Raw genomic sequence first — 26,629 nt, 5'->3', positions numbered from 1 at the left:
TTTGTCACAATCGAGGGCTACACTCGCGGCTTCCTCTTGTGTATGCAGTGCCTGCCATGTCTTTGATTAAATGCCTGTGGCTGACCATTTCCTTCACGCTCGCCAGCCTGGCGCTGGTGATGGCGGTCACCGGGCAGCAGCTTTATTCCTTTACCCAGCATGTCGATCGCTATACCCGCCTGCAGCGGCTGAGCAGCAATCTGCAGCAGCTGAAGGCCGTTTCCCTGTCGTTTTCCCGCGCCGATCCCTTACTGCCGGAAACCGCTGTCCGCCTGAAGCAGGCGCAACGCCAAGTGGGCATATTGCAGGATGAAATCCTGGCCAGCCTGCCGGATGCGGATCGCCAGGCTTTTGCCGGCGTATTGCGCGGCCACTGGCAGGAATATGTTCGCAACTTGGGCAGCGCCATCCGCATCGCCGAGACCGCGCCGCAGGACGCGCTGTCGATACCGGAGCAGGCGTATCTGAATGACCTGGTGCCGCTGGCCGCCGAGATCGATCGCCAGCTTGCCCGCCGCGACGGCGAACTGCTGCAGGAGAAGGCCGCGCTGGCGACCGCGCTGGCCTGGCTCGCGCCGTTGATCCTGGGGCCGCTGGCCTTGGCCAGCGCGCTGGTGGTGCTGATCCAGCTGACGCTGGCCCGCCGTTTGAAGCGCCACTTGTTGGCGATGGCGCGGGCGGCGGATGCGCTGAGCGAGGGCAATCTGGCGGTGCGCCTGCCGGACCAGGGCCAGGACGAGCTGGCGCACGCCGCTTCGCGCATCAACCGTTTTCTGGACCGGCTGGCCAGCCTGTTGGACGAGGTCAGGCTGCATGCCGGCAACAATCTGCGCGACAGCCAGCGCCTGCAGCTGTTGACGCGCAAGAGCGCCGACGCCAGCCAGCAGCAGACCGGCAAGAGCCGGCTGTGCAACGACGCGGCGGCCGAAATCGCCGATCACGCCGAACAGGTGGCGCAGCATATCGAGGCGGCGCTGGACAATTCGCGCAGCGCCGCCACGGCCACCGCCCAGGCCAGACGGCAGGGCGAGTGCAACGCCGACGCCATGCGGCAGCTGGTGGAACGCATAGACTACGCCACGCTGGAAATGCAGGAGCTGAGCCAGGCGGTGGGCGCCATTTCCCAAATCAGCTCGCTGATCCGCGACGTGGCGGATCAGACCAATCTGCTGGCGCTGAACGCGGCGATTGAAGCCGCCCGGGCCGGCGAGGCCGGCCGCGGCTTCGCCGTGGTGGCGGACGAGGTGCGCAAGCTGTCGGAAAGCACCGCCAACGCCACCGGCGCGATTTTCGGCAGCCTGCAGAAGATGGAGCGCGCCAAGGGCGCGCTGGGCGAGGCGATTGCCGCCGCTGGCAGCGCCAGCCGCGACAGCCAGGCATCGCAACAGGCGCTGGACGCCGCGTTGGGCCTGGTGGATGACGCGCTGGGCCGCCTGGGCGTGTTGATGGAAGACATCGGCACCGCGCGCGAGCTGCAGGCCCGCGCCGGCGGCACCATCCGTCAGCACGGCCACGAGCTGGCCAGCCTGGCGCATGACATCGAAAGCCAGATGGAGGCGGCGGAGCCGCTGATGCTGCAATTGGCGCAGTCGGCCGGGGGCCTGGGGCAGGCGCTGGCCTGGTTCCGTCTGCCGAAGCAGGAGCCGGCGGCGGCCCAGGCGGGCAAGCCGTTCCGCGCGCCGCTCCCGCGCGCGGCGTGAGTCTCAGCCGCGGCGCGGGAACGACACCGGCGCCGGTTTGCGCCGCACCACCACGGTGCGCGCCAGCTTGTCGTGCCAGCCTTGTTTGCGCGGATCGATCCCCACCCAGACGATTCCCAGGCAGAACGGGATGATAGCGACGAAATAGCCCAGATAGCGCAGCGCCGCCTGGCCCGGCGTCAGCGGGCCGCCGCTGTCGGCGTCCACCACCTTGGCGCCCAGCATCATCTTGCCGGGCGTGGCGCTCTTGTAGATCCAGAACAGGATGACGGCCGCGGCCGGCAGCAGGTAGTTGATCAGGAATTCGCCCAGGCTGCCCAGGCCGGCCAGTTCGGTTAGGCTGGGCATCGCATCGGCCAGTTGCGGAACCTCGCGCCGGGCCAGCAGCCACCATAGCGGCGCCGACACGATCAGCAGCAGCACGGTGTCCACCAGGCTGGCCAGCGTCCTGGCCCAGAAGCCGACGTACTCCAGTTCCTCATCGCGGTCGCTTGCCATCGCTCAGTCCTCCAGGTTGGCCTTGTGCTTGTCCGCCACGCGCAGGTAGTGCTCGGCGGAATACTTGAAGTAGGCCAGTTCCTGTTCGGTCAGCGCGCGCGCCTGTTTGACCGGATTGCCCAGATAGAGATAGCCGGATTGCAGCCGCTTGCCCGGCGGCACCAGGCTGCCGGCGCCGATCAGCACACGGTCTTCCACCACCGCCCGGTCCAGCACGATGCTGCCGATGCCGATCAGCACCTCGTCGCCTATGGTGCAGCCGTGCAGCGTCACGTGGTGGCCGATGGTGACGTGCTTGCCTATGATCAGCGGCGCGCCGTGCGGATCGGCCGCGGTCTTGTGGCTGACGTGCAGCATGGCGTGGTCCTGCACATTGCTGTTCTCGCCGATGTGGATATGGTTGACGTCGCCGCGGATCACCGCGCAGGGCCAGACGGACGCGCCTTCTTCCAGCTTCACCTCGCCTATCACCACCGCGGCCGGGTCGATATAACAGCCGTCGGCGATGGCGGGACGGTGGCCGTCGTAGGGGCGGATATTGCTTTTCATCGTTTCGTCCTTATTTCTGCAATGATGCATTGTGCCGGGCACGCGCCGCGGCAGGCAAATTCCTTTATCATATCGGCCCCACTGAACAGGACGTTGAAGCCATGAGCCAGAATCCCCTACTCGATTTTTCCGGTTTGCCGCGTTTTGAAGAAATCCGCCCCGAGCACATCGGCCCCGCCATCGATGTCCTGCTGGAAGAAGCGCGCGCCACCGTGGCCAGGCTGACGGCCGAAACCGGCGAGCCGAGCTGGGACAACTTCGTTTCGCCGCTGACCGACGCCACCGAGCGTCTGTCGCGCGCCTGGGGCGTGGTGGGGCATTTGAACGCCGTGGTCAATACGCCGGAGCTGCGCGACGCTTACAACGCCAACATCCCGCGCATTTCGGAGTTCTGGACCGAGATGGGGCAGAACCTGAACCTGTTCGCCCGCTTCAAGGCGCTGGCCGCCAGCGCGGAGCATGCGTCCTATGGCGCGGCGCGCAAGAAGATCATCGAGAACGATCTGCGCGATTTCCGCCTGTCCGGCGCCGAGCTGGAGGCCGCGGCCAAGGAGCGTTTCGCCGCGATCCAGACTCGCCTGGCCGAGCTGTCCGCCAAGTTCGAACAGAACGTGCTGGACGCGACCGACGATTTCAGCCTGATCATCCACGACAAGGCCGAGCTGGCCGGCGTGCCGGAGGATTCGCTGGAAATGTTCGCCGCCGCGGCAGAGGGCGACGGCAAGACCGGCTACAAGATTACTCTGCAGTTCCCGTTCTATTTCCCGGTGATGCAGTATGCCGACAACCGCGGCCTGCGCGAAAAGCTGTATCAGGCCTATGTGCAGCGCGCGTCGGAGTTCGGCCCGGCCGAGCGCGACAACGGCCCCATCATCCGCGAGAAGCTGAAGCTGGCGCGCGAAGAGTCGCAGCTGTTGGGCTTCGCCAATTTCGCCGAGCTGTCGCTGTTCACCAAGATGGCGGAAAGCCCGGAGCAGGTGATCGCCTTCCTGCGCGACCTGGCGGCCAAGGCCAAGCCGTTTGCGGCGAAGGACCGCGAAGAGCTGGAAGCCTTCGCCAAGACCGAGTTGGGCATCGCCGAGCTGCAGGCCTGGGACCTGGCCTACGCGGCGGAAAAGCTGCGCGTCGCCCGCTACGCGTTCTCCGAGCAGGAAGTGAAGCAGTACTTCCCCGAGGGCAAGGTGATCCGGGGCCTGTTCGGCGTGGTGGGCAAGCTGTTCGGCGTGGAGGTGCGCGAAAGCCGCGCCCCGGTATGGCATGCCGATGTGCGCTTCTACGACATCGTGAAGGATGGCGAGCTGCTGGGCAGTTTCTATTTCGACCTGTACGCCCGCGACGGCAAGCGCTCCGGCGCCTGGATGGACGACGCGCGCGGCCGCCGCAAGAACGGCGGCGCGCTGCAGACGCCGGTGGCCTACCTGACCTGCAACTTCACCCGACCGGTCGGCGACAAGCCGGCGCTGTTCACGCACGACGAAGTGATCACGCTGTTCCACGAGTTCGGCCACGGTCTGCACCACATGCTGACCCGCGTCGACGAACTGGGCGTGTCCGGCATCAACGGCGTGGAATGGGACGCGGTGGAGCTGCCCAGCCAGTTCCTGGAAAACTTCGCCTGGGAATGGGACGTGCTGCAGGGCATGACCGCCCACGTCGATAGCGGCGAAGCGCTGCTGCGCGCCTTGTACGACAAGATGCTGGCCGCCAAGAACTTCCAGAGCGGCATGGCCACGGTGCGCCAATTGGAGTTCGCCCTGTTCGACCTGATGCTGTACAGCAGCTTCGACGCAGACAACGGCGACTGGCTGGCGCTGCTGGACGAGGTGCGGCGCGAGGTGGCGGTGAACTTCCCGCCGGCTTACAACCGCTTCCCCAACAGCTTCGGCCATATCTTCGCCGGCGGCTACGCGGCAGGCTACTACAGCTACAAGTGGGCCGAGGTGCTGTCCGCCGATGCTTACGCCGCCTTCGAGGAAGTGGGCGGGGCCAATCCGGAAACCGGCAAGCGCTTCTGGAACGAGATCCTGGCCGTCGGCGGCAGCCGTCCGGCGCTGGAATCGTTCCGCGCCTTCCGCGGCCGCGACCCGCAAATCGACGCCTTGCTGCGCCATTCCGGCATGGTGGCGGCGTCCGCGTAAAAAAAGTTGGAATTGTTGGAACTCCCCCGGAACTGGCTTGCTCTAATCTCTTGCTCAGGGTTGTCTTCCGGAGCAGCAAGCGAGCCAGACGCGTATCAGGGGTAGTGATATAGTGTCTATTCCACGCCTCCGCACCAGCGGAGGCGTTTTTTTTGCCCAAGGCCCCTGCACAGCCGCGCGCGCGGCTGCTAAGGTGTCGGCCTTTAGCCTGTCATTTGGAGAGCCCGCCGATGCGTTTTGCCACCTGGAACGTCAACTCCCTGAAAGTTCGCCTGCCGCAGGTGCTGCAATGGCTGGCCGATACCGGCGTCGAAGTGCTGTGCCTGCAGGAATTGAAGATGGACCAGGACGCCTTCCCGCTGGCGGAGATCGAAGCCGCCGGCTATCGCGCGGTCTGGTTCGGCCAGAAGACCTACAACGGCGTGGCCATCCTCGCCAAAGCGCCGCTGGAGATGACGGACGTGGTGGCCGGCATCCCCGGTTACGACGACGAGCAGCGGCGCGTGATTACCGCCACCGTGGCCGGCGTGCGGGTGATCTGCGCCTATTTCGTCAACGGCGAGGCGGTGGATTCGCCCAAGTACCCTTACAAGCTGGAGTGGCTGTCCAAGCTGGAGGGCCATGTCGCCGCCGAACTGGCCCGGCATCCCAACTTGCTGCTGCTGGGCGATTACAACATCGCGCCGGAAGACCGCGACGTCTACGACCCCGAGGGCTGGCATGAGCAAGTGCTGTGCAGCACGCCGGAGCGCGAAGCCTTCCGCCGCCTGATCGCCCTGGGCCTGTCGGACAGCTTCCGGCTGTTCAACCAGGAGGACAAACAGTACAGCTGGTGGGACTACCGCCAGATGATGTTCCGCCGCAACAAGGGCGTGCGCATCGACCATATCCTGGTCAGCGACGCCCTGAAAGCCCGCGCGCAGTCCTGCGAGATCGACAAGGCGCCGCGCAAGTGGGAGCGCCCGTCCGACCATACCCCGGTGGTGCTGACGCTGGCCGACTGATCCTGGCTGTCGAGCGTTGCCTGTACGGCCCGGCTTGCGCCGGGCCGTTTGTTTTGGCGCAAGCCTGCGGCGTTTAGCCTGGTTGTGCCGGCGCGCATCGCCTATAGATAGCGATGACGTCCGCGGCAGGGCGTCGGCGATGTCTATAAATACAATGGAATATGCCTTCCGCGTGGTTGGGCCAAGGTTTGGCCTGGCTCAAGCCGCAAGGCCTGCGCGCTTGCTAAGCTGTTTCCATCACTCATAGCCGGTAACCCACCATGACCACACTACACACGCGTACCAGCACAGGCGATCCCTACTACCAGGACGTACCCGGCTATATGACCGAGGTGTACGACTGGGCTTATGTCAATCCGCGCAAGGCAAGGCTGCTCGACCACAAGCTGGTGGTGCGCACGCTGCTGTTCGGCAATGACCAGCGGCTGATGCGGGCCTATCTCGATGAAATCCGTCCAGGCGAAAAAGTGTGGCAGGTGGCGCATGTCTACGGCGACCTGGTGCAGCGCGCCGCCGAGCGTGTCGGCGAGGAGGGCCGCTTCACATTGACCGACATCACGCCCATCCAGGTGGAGCTGGCCGAAGGCAAGCTGGCCGCCAATGGCCAGGCCGCGGTGGTGCGGGCCGATGCCGCCCGCTATCAGCCGGAGCAGCAACAGGATCTGGTATGCAGCTTCTTCCTGCTGCACGAGGTGCCGGAAAACATGAAGTCCGCCATTGTCGACAATATGCTGGCCCAAGTGGCGCCTGGCGGCAGGGCGATGTTCGTCGATTACCACCGTCCCGCGCCGTGGCAGCCCATAGGCTGGCTGTTGAAGTGGGTCAATCGCGTGCTGGAGCCGTTTGCCGAGGCGCTATGGCGCAACGGCATCGACAGTTACGCGCGCGAAGCGGATCGTTTTGCGTGGAGCAAGCGCACCGTGTTCGGCGGGGTGTACCAGATCGTGCTGGCGCGCCGCAAAGACTGACGCCGCTGCATGTACGTAGCGTTACACGGCCTTACATCCAACTAACAGACGGCAGGAGGGGGCAGGGCTAGGATACGTCTCAAGGAAACACCAAACACGGTGCCTGGCGGAGAGATTCCCTCCGCAACCGATCTGGAGATGAATCATGAAAAAGCTGACCCTTCTTGCCCTGTCCGCCGTTTTTGGCCTGAGTTCCGCAGCCGGCTTCGCCGCTGATGCCGCCCCGGCTTCCGCCCCGGCCGCCAAGGTAGCTCCGGCTGCCAAGAAAGCCGAAAAGAAAGCCCCGGCCAAGATCCACCACGCGAAGAAGGCTGAAAAAGTCACCGCTTCCGCTCAAAAAGCGCAAGCCGCCAAGGCCGACGCCTCGGCTCCGGCCAAGGCCGCGAAGAAAAAAGTCGGCGTGAAGAAGCACGCTTCCGCTCCGGTCGCCCAGAAGGCCCAGGCCGCCAAGGCTGACGCTTCCGCGCCGAAGGCCAAGAAGGCCCACAAGCACGCTGCCAAGAAGCACGAAGCTTCCGCTCAGAAGGCTCAAGCCGCCAAGGCCGACGCTTCGGCTCCGATGGCCAAGAAGAGCCACAAGCACCATGGCAAGAAGCACGTAGCCAAGAAGGACGCCTCCGCCGCTCAAAAGGCCCAGGCCGCCAAGGCTGACGCTTCCGCGCCGAAGGCCAAGAAGGCTCACAAGCACGCTGCCAAGAAGCACGAAGCTTCCGCTCAGAAGGCTCAAGCCGCCAAGGCCGACGCTTCGGCTCCGATGGCCAAGAAGAGCCACAAGCACCACGGCAAGAAGCAACACAAGGCCGCCGCTTCGGCAGCCAAGTAATAAAATAATAAAACCAGATCGCATCTGGCTCGCACAAAAACTGGGGAGGCTTCGGCCTCCCTTTTGTTTTGCGCGGCGTCTGGATGCGGCAAGCGGCCCGTTCAGGCCGGCATAAAGAAACAGCCCCGCGGCGCAAGCCTGCGGGGCTGTTTGCATTCCGCGCGGGGCGGATGATTACTTCTCGACGAAGGCGCGCTCGATCGCGTAATCGGCGGGATCGCCCATGCGCGGCGATTCCTTGAAACCCATGCCGTTCAGGATTTCGCACAGGTCATGCAGCATGCTCGGGCTGCCGCAGATCAGCACGCGGTCGTGTTCCGGATTCAGCTGAGGCAGGCCGATGTCGGCGCACAGCTTGCCGTTGGTGATCAGGTCGGTCAGGCGGCCCTGATTGCGGAACGGCTCGCGGGTGACGGTCGGGTAGTAGATCAGCTTTTCCTTGACCATATCGCCGAAGAACTCGTTTTCCGGCAGTTCCTTGGTGATGTAGTCGTGGTAACCCAGTTCGCTGACCCAGCGCACGCCGTGGGTCAGGATCACTTTGTCGTAACGCTCGTACACGTCCGGGTCCTTGATGATGGACATGAACGGGGCGAGGCCGGTGCCGGTGGACAGCAGATACAGGTTCTTGCCCGGCAGCAGGTTGTCCTGCACCAGGGTGCCGGTGGGCTTCTTGCTGATCAGCACGGTATCGCCAACCTGCAGGTGCTGTAGTTTGGAAGTCAGAGGACCATCCTGCACCTTGATGCTGTAGAACTCCAGGTGCTCCTCGTAGTTGGAGCTGACGATGGAGTAGGCGCGCATCAGCGGCTTGCCGTTGACTTCCAGGCCTATCATCACGAACTGGCCGTTGATGAAGCGCAAACCCGCGTCGCGGGTGCAGGTGAAGCTGAACAGCGTGTCGTTCCAGTGGTGGACGGACAGGACTTTTTCAGCGGTCAGATTGGGAGAAGACATATGTCGCGCAGCTCACTCAATAAAGATCGGAATCATGTTGCGTTGCAAGGATTTTAACCCGTTTGCCGTTCCCCTGCTCAGTTCCTGCGGCTTCGGGCGTTGTATGGCGGCGCGAGACGTGCTCACGCGGGCCGGTTGTGCTTGGGATGACGCCAAGGCGGCTGCCGAGACGCGATCGTGATGGCATCGCTCTGCCAGACGGCAGGACGCGACTGTCGCATGGTACCGGACGGACTGGCCATGGTGGAAGATCGTTTGCTGATTTTTTTAGCACTAACCGTTATTTAGATCAGTGTCATTGTAATGAATTTTTCATAAAGGCAGAGGGCGTCCCGGTGTTGGGACGCCCTCCGGATGACGACGGGGACGAAACATCGATTTCGCGCTCGGCTTAAAACTTGCGGTTCCGGACGCGAACCCTACTAGAGTCACTACGGCATGCGCTCTACGCGCGCGCCGCTTGGAAGGAAACTTGCAGATTGCCGGTGCTGTTGCGCTTTTCGATACTCTACTGCCGGCACATCCTGCGCCCTGTCACGGGTGCGAATACGGGAAAAGGCTTCCCGCGGGGATCATCTCTGTTGTCCGTCTTCAGCTGTGGTATCTCTACGTCATGTATGGCCGGCCGGCGGCCTCTGGATCATACCGTGCATCCGTCTTGGACGCTGTTTGGGGCACTGCAGGCACCTTACGGTGCTGACTGGCGCTATGGGTTCGGGCGCAGTCGCAATGCCGAATCGAGAGTAAGGTTGCCGGTGGTCAACGTCTGACTCATCCTATCTCCTCCCTATTGCTGCGACTTTATCAATATAGTGCTTACAGATTGTGAAGCAAGTATTTCTTATGGAAAGCGTCAATCCAGCGCCGGGCTGACCGTGGCGGCGGTGACCGGGTTGGGCCGCAGATGCGATTCGAACTGGCGGCTGGCCGCCTGCCAGGAATAGCCTTCGGCGACGCGGCGCACATGCTCGCGGTCAATCTCCAGCGCCTGCAGGCAGCCCGCGCGCAAATCCCAATCCAGCACGCCGGCGCCGGAATCGCCGACCACATCCAGCGGGCCGGCCACCGGGAAGGCGGCCACCGGCGTCCCGCAGGCCATCGCCTCCAGCAGCACCAGTCCGAAGGTGTCGGTCAGGCTGGGAAACACGAATACGTCGGCGGCGCGGTAGAAGCGCGCCAGCTCGTTCTGCGGAAAAACGCCGGCGAAGTGCACGTCCGGGTACTGCTGCTTCAGCCTGGGCAGCAACGGGCCATCGCCGACCACCCATTTGCAGCCGGGCAGGTCCAGTTTGAGGAAGGCCTCGATATTCTTTTCCACCGCCACCCGGCCAATGTAGACGAAGCGCGGCGGAATGGATTCATCCAGCCGCTGGCGCTCGCCCGGGCTGAACATCTCGGTGTCGACGCCGCGGCTCCACAGCTTGACGTTGTCAAAGCCGCGCGCTTCCAGATCGTTGGCGATGGAGCGGGTGGGCACCATCACCGCTTGCGAGGCGCCGTGGAAGCGCCGCATCCAGGCATAGCTGATCGGCAGCGGCAGACGGCAGCGCGCGTGGATGTATTCCGGGAACCGGGTGTGATAGGCGGTGGTGAAGGCCAGGCCTTCGCGCAGGCAGAAGCGGCGGGCGGCCAGGCCCAGCGGTCCTTCGGTGGCGATGTGTATGGCGTCGGGGGCGAAGCCGGCGATGCGATGCGCCACCTGGCGGTAGGGCAGCAGCGACAAGCGGATGTCCGGGTAAGTGGGGCAGGGCAGAGTGCGGAACTCCAGCGGCGTGATCATATTGATCTGATGGCCGAAACCGTCCAGCTCGCGCACGGTTTCGGTCAGCGAGCGGACTACGCCGTTGACCTGCGGCTTCCAGGCGTCGGTGATGATCATGATGCGCATGAGGATTCCTCCGTGGCGATGGTGGGCGGGGCGATGTCTTCCTGCGGGGCCGTTTTAGGCGAGGCCAGCGCGGTCCAGTGCAACACTTGCAGAGTGCCGTCCGGATGTTCAACCAGCGCCGACAGGCTTTCCACCCAGTCGCCGCAGTTGCCGTACAGGATGCCGTCTATCATCCGCACTTCCGGCTTGTGAATGTGGCCGCACACCACGCCATCGAAGCCGCGCCGCCTGGCCTCGCCGGCGACAATGCTTTCGAACTGGCTGATGAAGTTGACCGCGTTTTTCACCTTGTGCTTCAGGTACTGCGACAGCGACCAATACGGCAGGCCCAGCCGGGTGCGCACCCAGTTGAAGCCGCGGTTCAGCTCCAGGATCAGCGTGTAGAGGTTGTCGCCCAGATAGGCCAGCCATTTGGCGTACTGGATCACGCCGTCGAATTCGTCGCCATGCAGCACCAGCAGCCGCCGGCCGTCGGCGGTGATGTGCTCGGCCTCATGGCGGATGGCGATGCCGCCGAAGTCCAGCCCGCAGTATTGGCGCGCGGCCTCGTCGTGGTTGCCGGGAACGTAGATCACCTGGCAGCCCTTGCGCGCCTTGCGCAGCAGCTTTTGCACCACGTCGTTGTGGCTTTGCTTCCAGTACCAGGATTTTTTCAGTTGCCAACCATCCACGATGTCGCCGACCAGATACAGATAGTCGGATTCGTGTCCGCGCAGGAAGTCGAGCAGGTGGTCCGCCCGGCAGCCCGCGGTGCCGAGATGGACATCGGAAATCCAGATGCTGCGCAGGCGGCGGGGGGCGTCGGAAGCGGGGTCTGGCTGCATGGCAAGTCCGTGGGCCTAGGTGATAATCCATGCTGCAATGATGAAGTGACAGGCAAATGAGACTTTGTTGACAAGCATGTGAAGCGCTGGGACGGCGGCGGCGTATCCTTGGTTTGCCCGGCGCGCCGCGCGCCGTCGGCAAGGTTGTTGGCCGCGTTTAAGCATCATTTAAGCTGGCGGTGAGATAAGAAGGGCGATACGGGGAGGAGCGATGCGGATACTGCTGGTGGAGGACGACGGCCAGATTGGCGACGGCTTGCGCATGGGCTTGCGGCAGCTCGGCTTTGTGGTGGATTGGCTGCAGGATGGCTTGCAGGCGCGCGATGCGCTGTCCGCCGCGCCATACGACGCCGCTGTGCTGGACCTGGGTTTGCCCGGCCTGGACGGCATGGCCATTCTGGCCGCGTGGCGGCGCCAGGGCAGCGATCTGCCGGTGCTGGTGCTGACTGCGCGCGATGCGCTGGCGGACCGTGTCGGTGGGCTGGACGCCGGCGCCGACGACTATCTGGCCAAGCCCTTCGCTTTGGCCGAAGTGGCGGCCAGGCTGCGCGCCCTGCATAGACGGCGCCAAGGCATGAGCCAGCCGCTGTTGAGCCATGGCCGGCTCACGCTGGACCCGGTCGGCCGCGTGGCGACGCTGGACGGCGCGCCGCTGGAGCTGACGGCACGGGAATTGGCCTTGCTGGAGTTGCTGCTTTGCAACAGAGGGCGCGTGCTGCCGCGCGAGCGGATAGAGGAAAAGTTGTACGGCTGGGGGCAGGAGCTGGAAAGCAATGCGCTGGAAGTGCATGTCCATCACCTGCGCAAGAAGCTCGGCGCCGGTTTCATCCGCACGCTGCGCGGCATCGGTTATACGCTGGGAGAGCCGGCGTGAGGCGGCCGGTCAGCCTGCAGGCCAGGCTATTGCTGGTGCTGCTGCTGATCGTGCCGGCCACCTGGCTGGCGGCGTCGGCCGCCGCGGTCTGGCTGGCTCAGCGCGAGGTCGATGAATTGTTCGATACCCAGATGGCGCAGTTCGCCCGCCAATTGCTGGCCATCGATGTGCATGATGCGGTGCCGGACGACACGCCCAAGCTGAAGCACTTGCTGCATGGCGCCGACGCGGGGCGGATGGACAATGGCGATCTGGGTTTGGCGGTATGGGACCGCCAGGGCAACCGGCTGTTGTGCGACGGCCGCGGCCGCCGCTTCGATTATCAGCCCAGCCGGCGCGGCTTCTACGATGAGCCCGGAAAGGACCGGCATCATGACTGGCGGATGCTGTATCTGTTGTCCGCCGATGGAACCCGGCAGGTCGCGGTGGGCCAGAAGCTCGGCCTGCGGCAGGAAATGGTGTGGAGCGTGGTCACGGCGCAGTTGCTGCCATGGCTGATCGGCCTGCCCTTGATGCTGCTGGCCATCCTGTTCGCGCTGCGGCGCGAGCTGGCGCCCTTGCGCAAGCTGGCCGCCGTCATCGCCGCGCGCGCGCCGGACGACAACAGCCCGGTCAGCGCCGACGTGCCGCAGGAAGTGCAGCCCTTGCTGCGTTCGCTGAACGCGCTGTTTGGCCGCATGGGGCAGATGCTGGAGCACGAGCGGCGATTCACCGCTGATGCCGCGCATGAGCTGCGCACGCCGCTGGCGGCGCTGCGTGTCCAGGCGGAAGTGCTGGAATTGATGCCGGACGATGCCGGCCGCCGCCATGCCCTGGCCCAGCTGCAGCTGGGCATTGCGCGCGCCGGCCGTTTGGTGGAGCAACTGCTGGCCCTGTCGCGGCTCGACCCGCTGCAACAGCCGCAGCAGCGGGCCCGGCTGGATTGGCAGCGCTTGATTGAGCATATGCTGGCGGAGCTGTCGCCGCTGGCCGAGCAGGTGGAGTGGCAGCTGGACTGGCGTTGCGCGCCGGAGGCGGCGCTGCCGCTGTTTGGCGACGAGGCCTTGCTGGGGCTGATGTTGCGCAATCTGCTGGAAAACGCCTGCCGTTATGGGCCGGCCGATGGCGTGGTGACGGTGAGGCTGGAGCAGGACGCGGTCAGCGTGCTGGATCAGGGGCCGGGCATCCCGCCGCAGTGGCTTGCGCGGGTGCGCGAGCGTTTCTTCCGCCCGCCGGGCCAGCAGCAGGCCGGCAGCGGGCTGGGCCTGTCCATTGTCGAACGCATCGCCGAGCTGCACGGCTTGCGGCTGGTGTTGCGCAACCGGCCCGAGGGCGGCCTGGAGGCGAGGCTGGAGCGGACGGCGTGACTGCGACAATCTGCCGCAGGCCGCCGGCAGGATGCTGGTTTATGCTGTGAATATCCCGGCGCGACAGGTGCTGGGCAGACAAAGGTTGCAAGCCCGCTTTGACCGGCGGGCTTCTTTTTTGTCAGCGAGTCAGCCCGCTCGCTTGGCGTAGGCGGCCGGGTCCATGTCCCGCACCTCGCAGCTGATGGCGGCGACCTCCGGCAGCACGGCGCTGGCGGCGCGCACCAGCGCATCGGCCAGCCGACCTTTCTGTTCATCGTTGCGGCCTTCAAGAATCAGGCAGGAGAGATGGACAAAGTCCGCCTTGGCGCCGCCGACCAGATAGTGCGGCGATGCTAGCAGCCGGGTCTTGATGTCGGCGGTTTGGAACAGCCCGCTACGGTTGGCCGCGTCATGGACAGCCTGGACCAGCTGTTCGACGGCGGGATGGCGGGCCAGGTCGGCTGAGCATTCGATGACGCAATGGGGCATCTTGAGTATTCCGTGAAGTGGATCAGTCGGCGTTCACGCCGAAGCGCATGCGCCAGAACAGCGCGTTGCACACGCCGCCGGCCATCGCGCCCAGGTAGATGGTCATCCAGTCGTTATACAGCAGCGGCTCCGCCACCCTGGCGTACAGCAGCGTGATCACGCTGCCGCTGAAGGCGCCCGGCATGAAGGCGACCAGCAGCAGCAGCCAGGCCGGCCACTGCCGCTGCCAGCGCGCCACCGGTCCGGCCAGGATGATGCGCAACAGGCACAGCAGCAGGCCGAAGATCAGTGCCGGCACCGCGCCCATCAGGTAGGCCATCATCGGCACCACGCCGCTGGCCAAGAGCGCCACCAGCGGCCCGAGCAGGATGAACAGCGTCAGGCCGCAGGCCAGGATTTTCAGATAGGGAGTCTTCATCCGCTTTCGACACAGGGCTAAAGGCAGACAGCGTAGCAGACTGGCCGGCTGGCGACGAGTGTAGCCATCATCGGCGCGCGGCGAACGGGTCGGCCAGGCGCGGATCGCGGATCAGCGTGTCGTCGGTCAGGGTTTTCAGGAAGGCGACGATGTCGGCCTGCTCCGCCGCGCTCAGCCGGATGCGGTCGATGGCGGCGTCTTTCCACGGGTTGCGCCGGCCGTCGCCGCTTTTCGCGTCGCGGCGGCCATGCTCGGCGTGGATGCGCACCGCTTCTTCCAGCGTCGCCACGCTGCCGTCGTGCATATACGGCGCGGTGAGGGCGACATTGCGCAGGCTGGGGCTGCGGAAGCGGCCCATGTCGGCAGGCTGGCCGCTCAGCTCCAGCGCGCCGCGGTTGGGAAACGGATAGCCGCCTTTGCCATCCGTGTTGTAGAGGCCGATGTTGTGGAAGGGCAGGCCGTCGCTATGGCCTGCCATCTGGTCGTCGAAATCCGGGCTGCCATGGCAGCGCAGGCACTGGGCTTGTTCCGAGCGGAACAGTTTCAGGCCGCGCAGCTCGGCGGCGGACAGCACGGCCCGGCCGGCCTGGTAACGGTCGTAGCGCGAGTCGAACGAGACGATGCCGCGTTCGAACGTGGCGATGGCCTTGACGATATTGGCCAGCGAAAGCGGCTGCGCCTCTGCGGGAAAGACGCGGGCGAATTCCCGCTGGTACACGGGATCGGCGCGGAGCCTGGCCAGCACCGTCGGCAGATTGCCGTCGTTGATGCCCATTTCCACCGGATCGGTGCGGAACAGCGGCCCGTCCATCTGCCGCTCCAGCGTGGTCAGCGAATAATTGGCCCAGGTATAGCTTTTGCGCCAGGCGACATTGGCCAGCGGCTGGGCATTGCGCAGCGTGCGCTCGCCGGTGCTGCCCAGCGACCGCGCCACGCTGTCGCTGAAGGCCTTGTCCTGCGGATGGCAGCTGGCGCAGCTGATGCTGCCGTTGCCGGACAGCCGCTTGTCGTAGAACAGGCGGCGGCCGAGCTCGAACTTGGCCTGGCTCATAGGATTGTCGGCCGGCACCGGCGGCGGAGCCACGCCGGCCGGCAGCGTCCAATGCCAATCTCCGACCGGGGCCGGCGGCGGACTTTCCCGCCCGCATGCCGTCAGCAGTCCGGCCAGCGCCAGCGCGGCGAGCGGCCTCATGAGGCGATTTTCTCCAGCCGGAACACGCGGGAATGGCGGCCATCGTCCAGCGGCTGGCCGCCGTCGTTGGCGCCCGGCTGGCTTTCGTTCAGCCGCAGGCCCAGGCGGTCGAAGATGGGTTGGCATTCGGCGTCGGTGACATTGGATTTGCAGCCGAAATCGGCGCTGTCGTCGCGGGTGATGTCGTTGCCGGCGAACAGCGCTTGCACATCCAGCACCACGCGGTCCGATTTCGGATCGAAGCGGTCGAACATCACCTTGAAGCGATTGGGCTTGCCGCAGCGGTAGCCGCCGGCGATGTTGCGGTCCGGCTTGCAATCGGTGGAGCCGAGGTGGAAAGACCACTTCGGATCGCCGCTGCCGTCCTGGCGCTTGACGCCGCCGTCCGGCGCCAGGTCTACCCGCATGAAGCGATGGCCGGATTGCCATTCCCACATCAGCCAGTACACGCCGAGTATCGGGTGCGGCGGGCTGTGCGCCGGCTGGTGGTTCAAGCCCACTTCCTTGCCTTGGGCGTTCTTGGCGGAGATCGGCACGCCCACCTTGAAACTCAGGCCGGTGTAGTTGCCGGCCGGGGCGGTGCCCACCACGTCGCTGTTGCTGCCGTCCAGCGGCTGGTTGTCGTCCACATTCGGCTGCTTGCAGCTGCCGCCGGCAAAGTCCAGCAGGGCCAGGTTCAGGAACTGCCATTTATTGGCCTGGTCCAGCTGCAGCGGCACTTCCTGGCCTTGGTCCGTGATCAGCGCCACATCGTGCACATACATCATGCCTTCGGTCAGTTGGGCATTGGCATGGCTGCTGCCGATATTGCTCAGCTTGCTGCCGCACGTCGCCGGTTGATTGCCGGACTTCAGCGCGAAATGGACGGTGGTGGCGCCGCCGCCATAGCCTTCATTTTGCGTCGGCGCGGGGCTTTCGCTGCTTGATACGCCGCCGCCCAGGCAGCCGGCCAGGCTCAGGCATAGCGCGGGCGCGAGCATCCAAAATGTCTTCATCACGGTTCTCCATTTTTTTATGAAATCAATCCGCCGCCACGGTTTGTCGTACCTCGGCAGTGCCGCCAGGCACGGCGGAACGCCCGGCTAAGCCGGGCTTCCGCCCTACGGTTGTCTTACCAATGCGCCTGCAGCTTCATCCACAGCGTGCGGCCAGGCTCATTGACGCGCAGGGTGCGGTCATAGCCGATGACGTCGGCGCCGCCTTTGCTGACGTGCTCGGCGTAGGCGCGGTTGAACAGGTTGTCGATGCCGGCGGTCAGCTTGATGGCCTTGCTGACGCGCCAGCCGCCGTTCAGCGACAGGGTGGCGAAGCCTGGCGTCGGGCCGATGTCCTGGCCGGCGATATTGCCCTGGCCGATGGCGTAGCGGTCCTGGCCCGCTGCCACGCGCCATACGGCGGCCCCGGCCCAGGTCTGGTTGTCCCAGGCCAGGCTGACGGTGGCGGTCAGCGGCGGCGTCTGCGCCAGCGGCTTGTCGTCGGTGGCGTTGGCGGCCCAGCTGTAGGCGGCGCTGCCGGACAGCTGCCACTGCGGCGCGAACTGCCAGGCGGCGTCGGCTTCGAAGCCGTAGCGGTAAGCCTGGATATTGCGGGTCTGCTGGCTGGCCTTGGTGTCGATCAGCAGGAAGTCGTCGATGCGGCTCAGGTAGGCCGACAGCGAACCCTTGACCTGCTCGCCCTGGTATAGCGTGCCCAGGTCCAGCTGGGTATTGCGTTCCGGCTGCAGCACGGTGCGGTTGGCGCTGACCTTGGCGCGTTCCCAGTAATCGGGCGCGCGTTCGGCGACGCCGATGCCGGCATACGGCGTCCAGCTCCCCAGTTTGTATTCGTAACGGGCGAAGCCGCTATAGAGGCGGTAATCCTGCAGCTGCTCGCCTTGGGTCGCCGTAGCGTCGTAATAAGCGCGAGCCCGGTCGTGGCGCCAGCCGGCGATGAGCTTGCCGCCGCCCAGGGGTTTGCTGCCTTCCACATAGATGCCGGCGCGCCTCAGATGCTGGTCGGGAGTCCGCGGCAGGCTGGCGTAGTCCCGTCCGCCGAAGCGGCTGGTGTGGCGGTCGTTCTGCCAGTCGGCGCCGGCGGTCAGCTCGATATCTGCCAAGGCCAGGTCGGCCTCCAGCTTGGCGGCGTCGGTGGTGCGATCCGGATTGCTGGCGCTAGCCGGTTTGCCGGGGGGCAGCGGCCGCAGCGAGTAATTGTCCATCACGTGGTCGGCGTAGCTGTGGTTGGCGGCCAGCCTCACCGCGTCCAGCCACGGCGCGAGATTGCGTTGTTCCGCCTTGACGCCCCAGGCGCTGCGGTCGAACTGGCTGCCGTCCATGCCGCGATCGGCATAGGCGGCGTGGCCGCGGCCGAAGTCGCCGGACAGCTCGATGGTGGTGTCGCGCGTGGGCGTGAAGCCGGCGATGAGGCTCTGGCTGTCGCGCTGGTAGGCCGAGTGCACTTTCTGGCCGTTGCCGTCGCGGTAATCGCTGGCCTCGTTGTGGGCGTCGATCAGGCGCAGATAGCCCAGCGCGCCGCCCAGCGTCAGGTCGGCGTAGGCGTCCTGGCGGTCGGCGCTGCCGGCCAGCAGGCTGCCGTCGAAGCGCAGGCCCGGCTCGTCGAAGGGCTTGGTTTTGCGCTCGAAGCTGACCGCGCCGCTGATCAGCGCGCCGCCGTATTTGACCGACTGCGGCCCCTTGATCACCACCAGTTTGTCGTAGGCGTCGGGAAACAGGTAGGCGGTGGGCGGGTCCATCCGGCCCGGGCAGCCGCCGTAGACGAAGCCGCCATTGGCCAGGATGTTCAGCCGCGAGCCGCCCAGGCCGCGCAGCAGCGGGTCGCCGGAGCTGCCGCCTTTGCGCACCACGTCGAAGCCGGGAATGGTTTTCAGGAGGTCGGCGCCGTCGCCGGCCGGCACCGGTTGGCGCGGCGCGCGCGGGTCGGTTTCCACCCGCAATGGCTGTTCGGTTTTGACGGCGGTGACGACGATGGTGTCGGCGTGGAAGACAGGCAGATCGGCGGCAAAGGCGTGGCCAACCGCCAGCGCCAAAGGCACGGGAAGCAGGATTTTATTGAGCATCACGGGAGCCAAACGGTTTTTGAATTTTGCGGCGATGCTATTGGAAACCGTTCCCGCCCGGAATGCGGCATATTGTCGCAGCGCGCCGCGCCAGCGGCATGGTGTAAAGTGGCGGCATGAAATGGAATGCGATATGGGAGCCGGAGCAGGCCATCGATCCGCGCCAAACCAGCCGCCGGGTCTGCCGCCTGCGCTGGATGATGCTGTCGCTCGCCTCCGGGCTGGCGGCCTGCTGCGCGCTGCTGGACGTAGCCTTGCCGTGGTTGCTGATCATGCAGGCGCTGGCGACGCTGACGCTGGTCAATCTGGCGCTGCCGCGGCTGCCGGATTGGGAGGTGTCGGCCGAGCAGGCGCTGCGGCTGGGCCTGCTGGCCGACGTGCTGGTGCTGACCGAGCTGTTGGCTTTCAGCGGCGGCGCAGCCAATCCCTTGGCCTCGCTGTATCTGCCGCCGGTGTTGTTCGCCGCGCTGCTGTCGCCGGGCTGGTTCGCCTGGTTGCTGGCCATCCTCAGCGTGGCCGCCTACGGCTTGCTGTTCCAGTGGCATCTGGACTGGCCGCTGAACGGCGGCAACGCCGCCTATGCTTTCAATCTGCACCTGGCCGGGATGTGGATTTCCTTCGCGCTGTCCGCGCTGTTGATCGCGGGCTTCGTGTCCTGGCTGGCCCGCCAGCTGCGGCATCAGGGCGATGCGCTGGCGCAGGCGCGGGAAACGCAGCTGCGCGATGAGCAATTGCTGGCGGTGGGCATGCAGGCGGCCGGCGCCGCCCATTCCTTGTCCACGCCGCTGAATACGCTGACGCTGCTGGTGGACGAACTGATCAGCGAACGCGCCGACGACGCCGCGCTGTCGCAGGATCTGCAGCTGATGCGGGCGCAACTGGCCAGCTGCCGCGGCACGCTGTCCCGGCTCAAGCATGGTTCCGAACCCAGTCCGGGGCGGCAGCCGCTGTTCGCCGCGCTGGCGGAGCGGCTGGATGGCTGGCGCAGCCTGCGGCCCGACGTCAAGCTGGATTGGCAGGCGCCGGACGGCGACGATCCGCGGGTGGCGCTGGATGCCGCGTTCTGGCCGGCGCTGTTCAATCTGGTCAATAACGCGGCGGAGGCCGGCGGCGGCGAGGTGACGGTGGCGGCGCAGCTGCGCCAGGGCTGCCTGCTGCTGGACATCATCAACCGCCAGGGCTGCCTGAGCGAGGCGCAATTGGCCCGCGCCGGCCTGGCGCCGCTGGAGTCGGCCAAGCCTGCCGGGCTGGGGCTGGGCATGATGCTCAGCCACGCCACCTTGGCGCGTCTGGGCGGCACGTTGAGCCTGGACAATCGCGCCGAGGGCGGAGTGCACGCGCGCATCACGCTGCCTTTGGCGCTGGAGGAAAAAACGTGAGCGATTTTCTGTTGATCGATGATGACGAAGCCTTCGCCATGGTGCTGATGCGCTCGCTGAGCCGGCGCGGTTACGCGGCGGTATGGGCGCGCGACGCGGTGCAGGCGCTGGCGCGAGCGGCCCAGCGGCCGGCCCGCATCCTGCTGGACCTGAATCTGGACGGCGACAGCGGCCTCAGGCTGCTGCCGGCGCTGCGCGAGGCCAGCCCGGACAGCGCCATCGTGGTGCTGACCGGCTACGCCAGCATCGCCACCGCCGTCGAAGCCACCAAGCTGGGCGCGGTGCAGTACCTGGGCAAGCCGGCCGGCGTGGACGAGATTCTGGCGGCCTTCGCCCAGCAGGCGGCCAATCCGGAGCTGCCGGTGTCGCCGCAGCCGATGTCGCTGCGGCGCGTTACCTGGGAGCATTTGCAGCGCGTGCTGGCCGAGCACGACGGCAATATCTCCGCCACCGCGCGCGCGCTGAACATGCATCGCCGCACTCTGCAGCGCATGCTGGCCAAGAAGCCGGTCAAAAACTGAACCAAGGATCATGACGATTATATAAATCGGACGATGGCGGGCCATCAGAAAATATGATTGGAGTGAAAGCTCCAGCGCGGCGTAACGTGCGGATTCCATACTGATAAAGGGGAGATGCAAGATGCTGCGTGGACAGATGATGGACCTGCCGTTGCTGATTTCCGACCTGCTGACGCACGCCGAGCGTTTTCATGGCGACACTGAAATCGTGTCGCGCACGGTGGAAGGGCCAATCCACCGCTACACCTACCGCGATGCCGCGCGCCGCGCGCGCCAGCTGGCGAATGCGCTGCCCTCGCTGGGCGTTACGCCGGGCGACCGCATCGGCACGCTGGCCTGGAACGGCTACCGCCATTTCGAGATCTATTTCGCCGTTTCCGGCAGCGGCGCCGTCTGCCACACCGTCAATCCGCGGCTGTTCCCGGAGCAGATCGCCTGGATCATCAACCACGCGGAAGACAAGGTGCTGATGTTCGACCTCAGTTTCCTGCCGCTGGTGAAGCAACTGGCGGACCAGTTGAAGAGCGTCGAGCATTTCGTGCTGCTGGCCAGCCATGCCGACCTGCCGGCGGACAGCGGCATTCCCGATCTGATCAGCTATGAAGACCTGGTGAACAGCCATAGCGACGTCTACGCCTGGCCGCGCCTGGACGAGAACGCCGCCTCCAGCCTGTGCTACACCTCCGGCACCACAGGCAACCCCAAGGGCGTGCTGTATTCGCACCGCTCCACCGTGCTGCATGCCTACGGCAGCGCGCTGCCGGACAGTTTCGACATCTCGGCGCGTTCGGTGGTGATGCCGGTGGTGCCGATGTTCCACGCCAACGCCTGGGGCCTGCCGTACAGCTGCGCCATGAACGGCAGCAAGCTGGTGTTGCCGGGTTCAAAGCTGGACGGCGCCAGCCTGCAGCAACTGATCGCCGGGGAGGGCGTGACCACCACCGTCGGCGTGCCCACGGTCTGGCTGCAGCTGTTGCAATATTGCCAGCGCGAAAATCTGTCGCTGGCGCCGCTGAAGCGGGTGATCGCCGGTGGCTCCGCCGTGCCGGAGAGCATGATCGAGCAACTGGCCGAGCGCGGCATCGAGATGCGCCAGCTATGGGGCATGACCGAGCTGTCGCCCTGCGGCACCACCGGCACGCCCAAGCTGAAGCACGAGGGCCTGGCCGGGCCGGAATGGAACGCGCTGCTGACCAAGCAGGGGCGTCCGGTGTACGGCGTGGACATCCGCATCGTCGACGACGCCGGCCTGCCGCTGCCGCACGACGGGGTGTCGTTCGGCAACCTGCAGGTGCGCGGCCCCTGGGTGCTGTCGCAATATTTCAAGCGCGAACTCGACGCCAATCATAGCGCCGATGGCTGGTTCCATACCGGCGACGTGGTGACGATAGACCCGGATGGCTTCATGCGCATCACCGACCGCACCAAGGATGTGATCAAGTCCGGCGGCGAATGGATCAGCTCCATCGATCTGGAAAACATCCTGGTGGGCCATCCGGCGGTGGCGGAGGCAGCGGCCATCGCTGTGGCGCATCCGAAATGGGACGAGCGCCCGTTGATGGTGGTGACGCTGAAGCCGGGCGCGCGCGCCACGCGAGACGAGCTGCTGGCCTACTTCGACGGCAAGATCGCCAAGTGGTGGACGCCCAATGACGTAGTCTTTGTGGACGAGCTGCCGCACACCGCCACCGGCAAGCTGCTGAAGATGAAGCTGCGCGAGCAGTTCCGCGACCATCAGTGGCCGGAAACATGAAAATTGGATGATTTGCTCTAATGTGCTGGCTTTTTATAGAGCATTTACGTTAGAATGCCCGCTGCACTGAGAGCCGCAAGGTTTTGAGGTGTTAGCCCCTCGAAATATCGCGCTGGCCAAGGCCGGTCCGATGTTTCTTCCTCGTGTTGACCCCTGCCGCATAGCCGCAGGGGTGTTTTTTTTGGCGCCGCCGAAGTGTGGTATTCACATCGACGCCTGTCTTTCAAGCACCTATCATAATCAAGTTGGCATGCGTTCGATCAAGCGGTTTTGTCCGAGCCTGGTTTAACGTACTCGTCAAGTTTTCAATAAGCACTATCAAATACGCTTGATCCGGTACCGCCTTGGCGAGTCCAGGCAGGTCGGCGCGCGCGCTCGCCTTCTATTCGGGACTGCTGATTCAATACAGTGGGAAAAGGGAAACAGATGAAATCACTCCGTAGCCGCCTGATAGCGCTCAACGTCTTGTTGATGGCGCTGTTCGGCCTGGTCCTGGTGACCATAGTCTTCATGCAGATGCGATCGGAAATCCTGGGCGGGCTGGACAACGAGTTCTCCGCCAGCCTGAAGGGGCAGAGCGCCGTGGTCACCACCTGGCTCTCCGAGAAAAAACAGCAGATCGTCGCCCAGACCAGCGTGGCGAATGAGCCGGATGCGCTGCGCTTCCTCAAGGTGGGCAGCAAGGCCGGCGGCTTCAATGTCAACTATGCCGGCTACGCCGACGGACGCACGCTGTTCTCCGACGACTGGGTGGCGCCGGCGGATTACAAAGTGGCCGACCGCGACTGGTACAAACAGGCCAAGGACGCCGGCCAACCGATTGTGACCGAGCCTTATGTCGACGAGGCCACCAAGAAGCTGACCGTCACTATCGCCGCGCCGTTCAGCCACAACGGCGCCTTCGCCGGCGTGGTCGGCGGCGACGTGATGGTGGACACACTGGTCAAGTCGGTGTTGTCGATGAAGGTGCGCGGCAACGGCTACGCTTTCATCGTCGACAAGAAGGGCACCGTGATCGCCCACCCGCAGGCGGACCTGACGCTGAAGCCCATCACCGGCTTGGTGCCGGAATTGACGCCGGAGCGGCTGACGCAGCTGGTGCAGAGCGACAACGCCTCGGATATGAACATCGGCGGCAAAGACATGCTGGTCTCCGCCCAGACCATTCCCGGCACCAACTGGGTCATGGCGCTGGCGACGGAGCGCGATGTGGTGCTGGCGCCGCTGGACAAGCTCTTGTACACCATAGGCGGACTCAGCCTGCTGGTGTTCGTGTTCATGATCCTGTTCTCCGGCATGGTCATCGGCAAGATGCTGGCCGGCCTGGTCAAGCTGAAGGCGGCGATGGAAGACATCGCCCGCGGCCAGGGCGACCTGACGCTGCGGCTGAAGGATGACGGCCAGGACGAGATCGCCGCCACCGCGCGCGCCTTCAACACCTTTGTCGGCCAGCTGGGCCACCTGTTCCGCGGCCTGAAGACGGATGCGCAGGACGTGGTGGGCGGCGTGCAGGACGCCAGCCAGCTGGTGGCCAGCGTGGCGCAGAGCGCGCGCCATATATCGGACGTCTCGTCCTCCAATGCAGCCACGCTGGAGCAGATCACCGTCTCCATCTCCCATATCGCCGACAGCGCGCGCCAGGCCGACCAGTTGGCCAGCGCCACCGGCCAAAACCTGGCGGCCAGCGCCGACAATATGGAGCGGCTGTCCAGCGGCATGGAAAACACCGTGCAGTCGGTGCGCGGGCTGGAGGAGATGCTGTCGTCGCTGGACAAGCGCTCGCAGGAAATCTCCGGCATCACCAATGTGATCCGCGATATCGCCGACCAGACCAACCTGCTGGCGCTGAACGCGGCGATCGAGGCGGCGCGCGCCGGCGAGCAGGGGCGCGGCTTTGCCGTGGTGGCGGACGAAGTGCGCAAGCTGGCCGAGCGCACCGCCCAGGCCACGCTGGAAATCTCCAATATGGTGGGCGCGATCCGCGAGGAAACCGGCCGCGCCGTGGGCGACGTCAACAACACGGTGCAGGCGGTGGACGAGGGCGTGGGCCTGACCCGTGAGGCGGTGGACAATATCGCCGCCATCCGCGAATCCATGCTGGAGGTGGTGGCCAAAATGAGCGAGATTTCCCATTCCACCCAGGAACAGCACAAGGCCACCACGCTGATCGCGCAAAGCTCCGAGGCGATCAACGGCCATGTGCTGGAGAACGACGACGTGCTGCAAAACGTCAGCAGCACGCTGTCTGGCCTGGCCGGCAACGCCGGCAAGATGGACGCGGAGTTCAACAAGTTCCGGCTGTGATCCCGTTGTTCATGCAGACAACGCCGCCTTGCCAGGCGGCGTTTTTGCGTCGAAGATCCGGACAAGCCGTTTCGATGATCGGATGCCATGACGCCGTTCTCTCCCGATACCCTGCTTGCCGCCAGACGCCTGGTCGAAGGCGACCTGTCCGGCGCGCTGCATGCCGCGCAGACCGGCCTGCAGGCGGAGCCCGGCAATGCGCCGCTGTGGAACTTGCTGGGCGTTTGCGCCGCTCGGCTCGGCCAGTTGCCGTTGGCGGAGCAATGCTGGGGCCAGGCGCTGGCGCTCGATCCTGTCACCCCGGACGCGCATTTCAATCTGGCTTGCCTGCGCGCCGAGCAGCGCAAACTGAGCGAAGCGGAGTCGCATTACCGCGCCGAGCTGGCGCGCGATCCAGACCACCCGGCCAGCCTGGGCAATCTGGGCAATCTGCTGCAAGAAGCCGGCCGGCTGGCGGAGGCCGAAGCCTGCTTCCGCCGCCGGCTGGCGGCGCGCCCTTCGGCCGCCGCGCATTATCAGCTGGGCCGTTTGCTGCGCCAGCAGGGCCAAGCCAGCGAGGCGGAGGCCTGTTTGCGCGCCTGCCTGGCGGATGCGCCGGATGATGTCGAAGCCCTGCAGCTGCTGGGCCAGTTGCTGGCGGACAAGGGCGATGCCGCCGAGGCTGAAACGATGTTGCGGCGCGCCGTGGCTCTGGAACCGGAGCATGCCGTCGCCGGCAATAATCTGGGGCTATTGCTGATGGCGCGGCGCAGCTGGGACGAAGCGGAGCGCTGGCTGCGGGCGGCCCATGCCCGGCAGCCGGCAGCGGTGCTGCCCAATCTGGCGGCTCTGCTTTGCGCCACCGGCCGAGCGGCGGAGGCGGAGAAGGCGCTGCGCGCGGCGCTGGCGGCCGAGCCGAACTGCGCCGACTGGCTGAATCTGCTTGGCGTGGCCCTGCGCGAGCAGGGCCGGGACGATGAGGCGGAGCAAGCCTGGACGCGCGGTCTGGCGCAGGCGCCGGCGCATCGCCGCTTGCGGCAGAACCTGGGCTATTGTCAGCTGGCGCGCGGCGAATGGCAGGCCGGCTGGGAGAGCCACGAGGCCAGGCTGGCCGCCGCGAGCTATCCTGCGCCGCCGTCGCCGCGCTGGCAGGGCGAGGACTTGCCGGGCAGGCATCTGCTGCTGCTGTTCGAGCAGGGCTATGGCGACGCCATCCAGTTCAGCCGCTACCTGAATCCGCTGCTTGAAAAGGGCGCGGCGCGCGTGACGGCGCTGTGCCGCGCGCCGCTGTTGCCCTTGTTTGCGCGGCAATGGCCGCAAGTGGAATGGCTGGCTATGGCCGGCGGTTATCCGGCCGCTTTTCCGCCGCACGATTGCCATGTGTTTTCGATGAGCCTGCCATGGGTCTTGCGCGAGTTTGAGCCGCGCGCGGAGATCTATCTGCAGGCCGATCCGGCGCTGCGACAGGCGTGGCGTGCGCGCCTGCCTGCCGGCCGCAACATCGGCCTGGTCTGGCGAGGCCGGCCCGAGCATCCGTTCGACCACTGCCGCTCCTTGCCGGGACCTGAGGCCTTGCAGCCCTTGCTGCGCGGCGAAAGCGCCAACTGGATTGCGCTGCAGCCGGAGCCGACGGAGGCCGAGCAGGCTTGGCTGCGCAAACACGGCGTGCTGGAGCTGGGCGGCGAACTTAAGGATTTTGCCGATAGCGCGGCCGTGCTTGCCGAGTTGGACGGCGTGGTGAGCGTGGACACCGCGATGGCGCATCTGGCTGGCGCGCTGGGCGTGCCTTGCCGATTGCTATTGTCCGGCGAGCATGTGGACTGGCGCTGGGGGCGGGATGGCGAAGCGACGCCGTGGTACGGCTCGGTCCGCCTGCAGCGCCAACGGCGCGGCGAGGGATGGGACGAGACGATGGCTCGGCTGTCTGGCGGGTAGGGCGGAAGCCCCAAGGGGCGTTCCGCCATGTTTCGGTCGTGATCGGCGGAACG

General features: G+C 65.6%; 22 protein-coding genes. 12 read left to right on the top strand and 10 right to left on the bottom strand.

The genetic code is table 11. From position 1 onward, the window contains the following. Positions 1–56 precede the first annotated feature (56 nt). Positions 57–1,700: a methyl-accepting chemotaxis protein gene (locus C2134_RS16085; protein ID WP_158248788.1), complete on the top strand. Its 1,644-nt coding sequence runs from the start codon at positions 57–59 to the stop codon at positions 1,698–1,700. A gap of 3 nt (positions 1,701–1,703) precedes the next feature. Here the strand turns inward: C2134_RS16085 and C2134_RS16080 are convergent, their stop codons facing one another. Together C2134_RS16080 and C2134_RS16075 are read right to left on the bottom strand one after the other, a co-directional pair. Beyond that, complete coding sequence (locus C2134_RS16080) at positions 1,704–2,198, bottom strand: RDD family protein (RefSeq protein ID WP_103321145.1); 495 nt, start codon at positions 2,196–2,198, stop codon at positions 1,704–1,706. A gap of 3 nt (positions 2,199–2,201) precedes the next feature. Beyond that, entirely contained in the window at positions 2,202–2,747 is a 546-nt protein-coding gene (locus C2134_RS16075; protein WP_103321144.1) for a gamma carbonic anhydrase family protein, read from the bottom strand. A gap of 101 nt (positions 2,748–2,848) precedes the next feature. Between C2134_RS16075 and C2134_RS16070 the strand changes: the two genes are divergently transcribed. The 4 genes from C2134_RS16070 to C2134_RS16055 all read left to right on the top strand — a co-directional run bounded on the left by C2134_RS16070 (position 2,849) and on the right by C2134_RS16055 (position 7,680). Beyond that, on the top strand, positions 2,849–4,885 hold the full coding sequence (locus C2134_RS16070) for a M3 family metallopeptidase (RefSeq protein ID WP_103321143.1): 2,037 nt from the start codon (positions 2,849–2,851) through the stop codon (positions 4,883–4,885). 230 nt (positions 4,886–5,115) lie between these two features. After that, complete coding sequence (gene xth / locus C2134_RS16065; RefSeq protein WP_103321142.1) at positions 5,116–5,889, top strand: exodeoxyribonuclease III; 774 nt, start codon at positions 5,116–5,118, stop codon at positions 5,887–5,889. A 260-nt stretch (positions 5,890–6,149) separates the two neighbouring features. Next, a complete protein-coding gene (gene rquA / locus C2134_RS16060) occupies positions 6,150–6,857 on the top strand; it encodes a rhodoquinone biosynthesis methyltransferase RquA (protein ID WP_043621044.1) in 708 nt (235 codons plus the stop codon). A gap of 145 nt (positions 6,858–7,002) precedes the next feature. After that, positions 7,003–7,680, top strand: a complete 678-nt coding sequence (locus tag C2134_RS16055) for a hypothetical protein (RefSeq protein WP_199179962.1) — start codon at positions 7,003–7,005, stop codon at positions 7,678–7,680. 174 nt (positions 7,681–7,854) lie between these two features. On the opposite strand, the gene C2134_RS16050 is transcribed toward C2134_RS16055, so the two are convergent. The 3 genes from C2134_RS16050 to C2134_RS16040 all read right to left on the bottom strand — a co-directional run bounded on the left by C2134_RS16050 (position 7,855) and on the right by C2134_RS16040 (position 11,349). After that, a complete protein-coding gene (locus tag C2134_RS16050) occupies positions 7,855–8,637 on the bottom strand; it encodes a ferredoxin--NADP reductase (protein ID WP_103321141.1) in 783 nt (260 codons plus the stop codon). Between the two features lie 853 nt (positions 8,638–9,490). Beyond that, the gene (locus C2134_RS16045; RefSeq protein ID WP_103321140.1) at positions 9,491–10,525 is read right to left on the bottom strand and encodes a glycosyltransferase family 4 protein; all 1,035 of its coding nucleotides are present in this window, start codon (positions 10,523–10,525) and stop codon (positions 9,491–9,493) included. Beyond that, positions 10,513–11,349, bottom strand: coding sequence for a UDP-2,3-diacylglucosamine diphosphatase (locus C2134_RS16040; RefSeq protein ID WP_103321139.1), 837 nt, complete (start codon positions 11,347–11,349; stop codon positions 10,513–10,515). Before C2134_RS16040 ends, C2134_RS16045 begins: the two co-directional genes overlap by 13 nt. A gap of 211 nt (positions 11,350–11,560) precedes the next feature. Here C2134_RS16040 and C2134_RS16035 point away from each other — a divergent pair, with 211 nt between their 5' ends. Both C2134_RS16035 and C2134_RS16030 read left to right on the top strand, forming a co-directional pair. Beyond that, positions 11,561–12,223 carry a response regulator gene (locus tag C2134_RS16035; RefSeq protein WP_103321138.1) on the top strand — a complete coding sequence of 221 codons (663 nt, stop codon included), beginning with the start codon at positions 11,561–11,563 and terminating at the stop codon, positions 12,221–12,223. Then, positions 12,220–13,569, top strand: coding sequence for an ATP-binding protein (locus tag C2134_RS16030; RefSeq protein WP_103321137.1), 1,350 nt, complete (start codon positions 12,220–12,222; stop codon positions 13,567–13,569). The genes C2134_RS16035 and C2134_RS16030 overlap by 4 nt, the downstream gene beginning before the upstream one ends. Before the next feature lie 129 nt (positions 13,570–13,698). Here C2134_RS16030 and C2134_RS16025 read toward each other — a convergent pair whose 3' ends face one another. The 5 genes from C2134_RS16025 to C2134_RS16005 form a co-directional block, all read right to left on the bottom strand. Beyond that, positions 13,699–14,040: a 5-carboxymethyl-2-hydroxymuconate Delta-isomerase gene (locus tag C2134_RS16025; RefSeq protein WP_103321136.1), complete on the bottom strand. Its 342-nt coding sequence runs from the start codon at positions 14,038–14,040 to the stop codon at positions 13,699–13,701. Between the two features lie 22 nt (positions 14,041–14,062). Continuing rightward, positions 14,063–14,458, bottom strand: coding sequence for a hypothetical protein (locus C2134_RS16020; protein ID WP_103321135.1), 396 nt, complete (start codon positions 14,456–14,458; stop codon positions 14,063–14,065). 67 nt (positions 14,459–14,525) lie between these two features. Further along, complete coding sequence (locus tag C2134_RS16015; protein WP_103321134.1) at positions 14,526–15,650, bottom strand: methanobactin export MATE transporter MbnM; 1,125 nt, start codon at positions 15,648–15,650, stop codon at positions 14,526–14,528. Continuing rightward, entirely contained in the window at positions 15,647–16,645 is a 999-nt protein-coding gene (locus tag C2134_RS16010; protein WP_103321133.1) for an MbnP family copper-binding protein, read from the bottom strand. Before C2134_RS16010 ends, C2134_RS16015 begins: the two co-directional genes overlap by 4 nt. Before the next feature lie 116 nt (positions 16,646–16,761). Continuing rightward, entirely contained in the window at positions 16,762–18,705 is a 1,944-nt protein-coding gene (locus C2134_RS16005; RefSeq protein WP_103321132.1) for a TonB-dependent copper receptor, read from the bottom strand. A gap of 116 nt (positions 18,706–18,821) precedes the next feature. On the opposite strand from C2134_RS16005, the gene C2134_RS16000 reads away from it, so the two are divergent. The 5 genes from C2134_RS16000 to C2134_RS15980 all read left to right on the top strand — a co-directional run bounded on the left by C2134_RS16000 (position 18,822) and on the right by C2134_RS15980 (position 26,576). Then, complete coding sequence (locus tag C2134_RS16000; protein WP_199179961.1) at positions 18,822–20,084, top strand: ATP-binding protein; 1,263 nt, start codon at positions 18,822–18,824, stop codon at positions 20,082–20,084. Continuing rightward, positions 20,081–20,605: a response regulator transcription factor gene (locus tag C2134_RS15995; RefSeq protein WP_103321131.1), complete on the top strand. Its 525-nt coding sequence runs from the start codon at positions 20,081–20,083 to the stop codon at positions 20,603–20,605. The genes C2134_RS16000 and C2134_RS15995 overlap by 4 nt, the downstream gene beginning before the upstream one ends. A 121-nt stretch (positions 20,606–20,726) precedes the next feature. After that, the gene (locus tag C2134_RS15990) at positions 20,727–22,358 is read left to right on the top strand and encodes a 3-(methylthio)propionyl-CoA ligase (protein WP_103321130.1); all 1,632 of its coding nucleotides are present in this window, start codon (positions 20,727–20,729) and stop codon (positions 22,356–22,358) included. A gap of 426 nt (positions 22,359–22,784) precedes the next feature. Further along, entirely contained in the window at positions 22,785–24,662 is a 1,878-nt protein-coding gene (locus C2134_RS15985) for a methyl-accepting chemotaxis protein (protein ID WP_103321129.1), read from the top strand. 87 nt (positions 24,663–24,749) lie between these two features. Beyond that, entirely contained in the window at positions 24,750–26,576 is a 1,827-nt protein-coding gene (locus C2134_RS15980) for a tetratricopeptide repeat protein (protein WP_103321128.1), read from the top strand. Positions 26,577–26,629: the final 53 nt, after the last annotated feature.

This window comes from Chromobacterium sinusclupearum, assembly GCF_002902845.1.
GTDB classification, from domain to species: Bacteria; Pseudomonadota; Gammaproteobacteria; order Burkholderiales; family Chromobacteriaceae; genus Chromobacterium; species Chromobacterium sinusclupearum.
The sequence above is the reverse complement of the archived record's forward strand: the minus strand, read 5'-3'. Positions and strand labels throughout refer to the sequence as shown.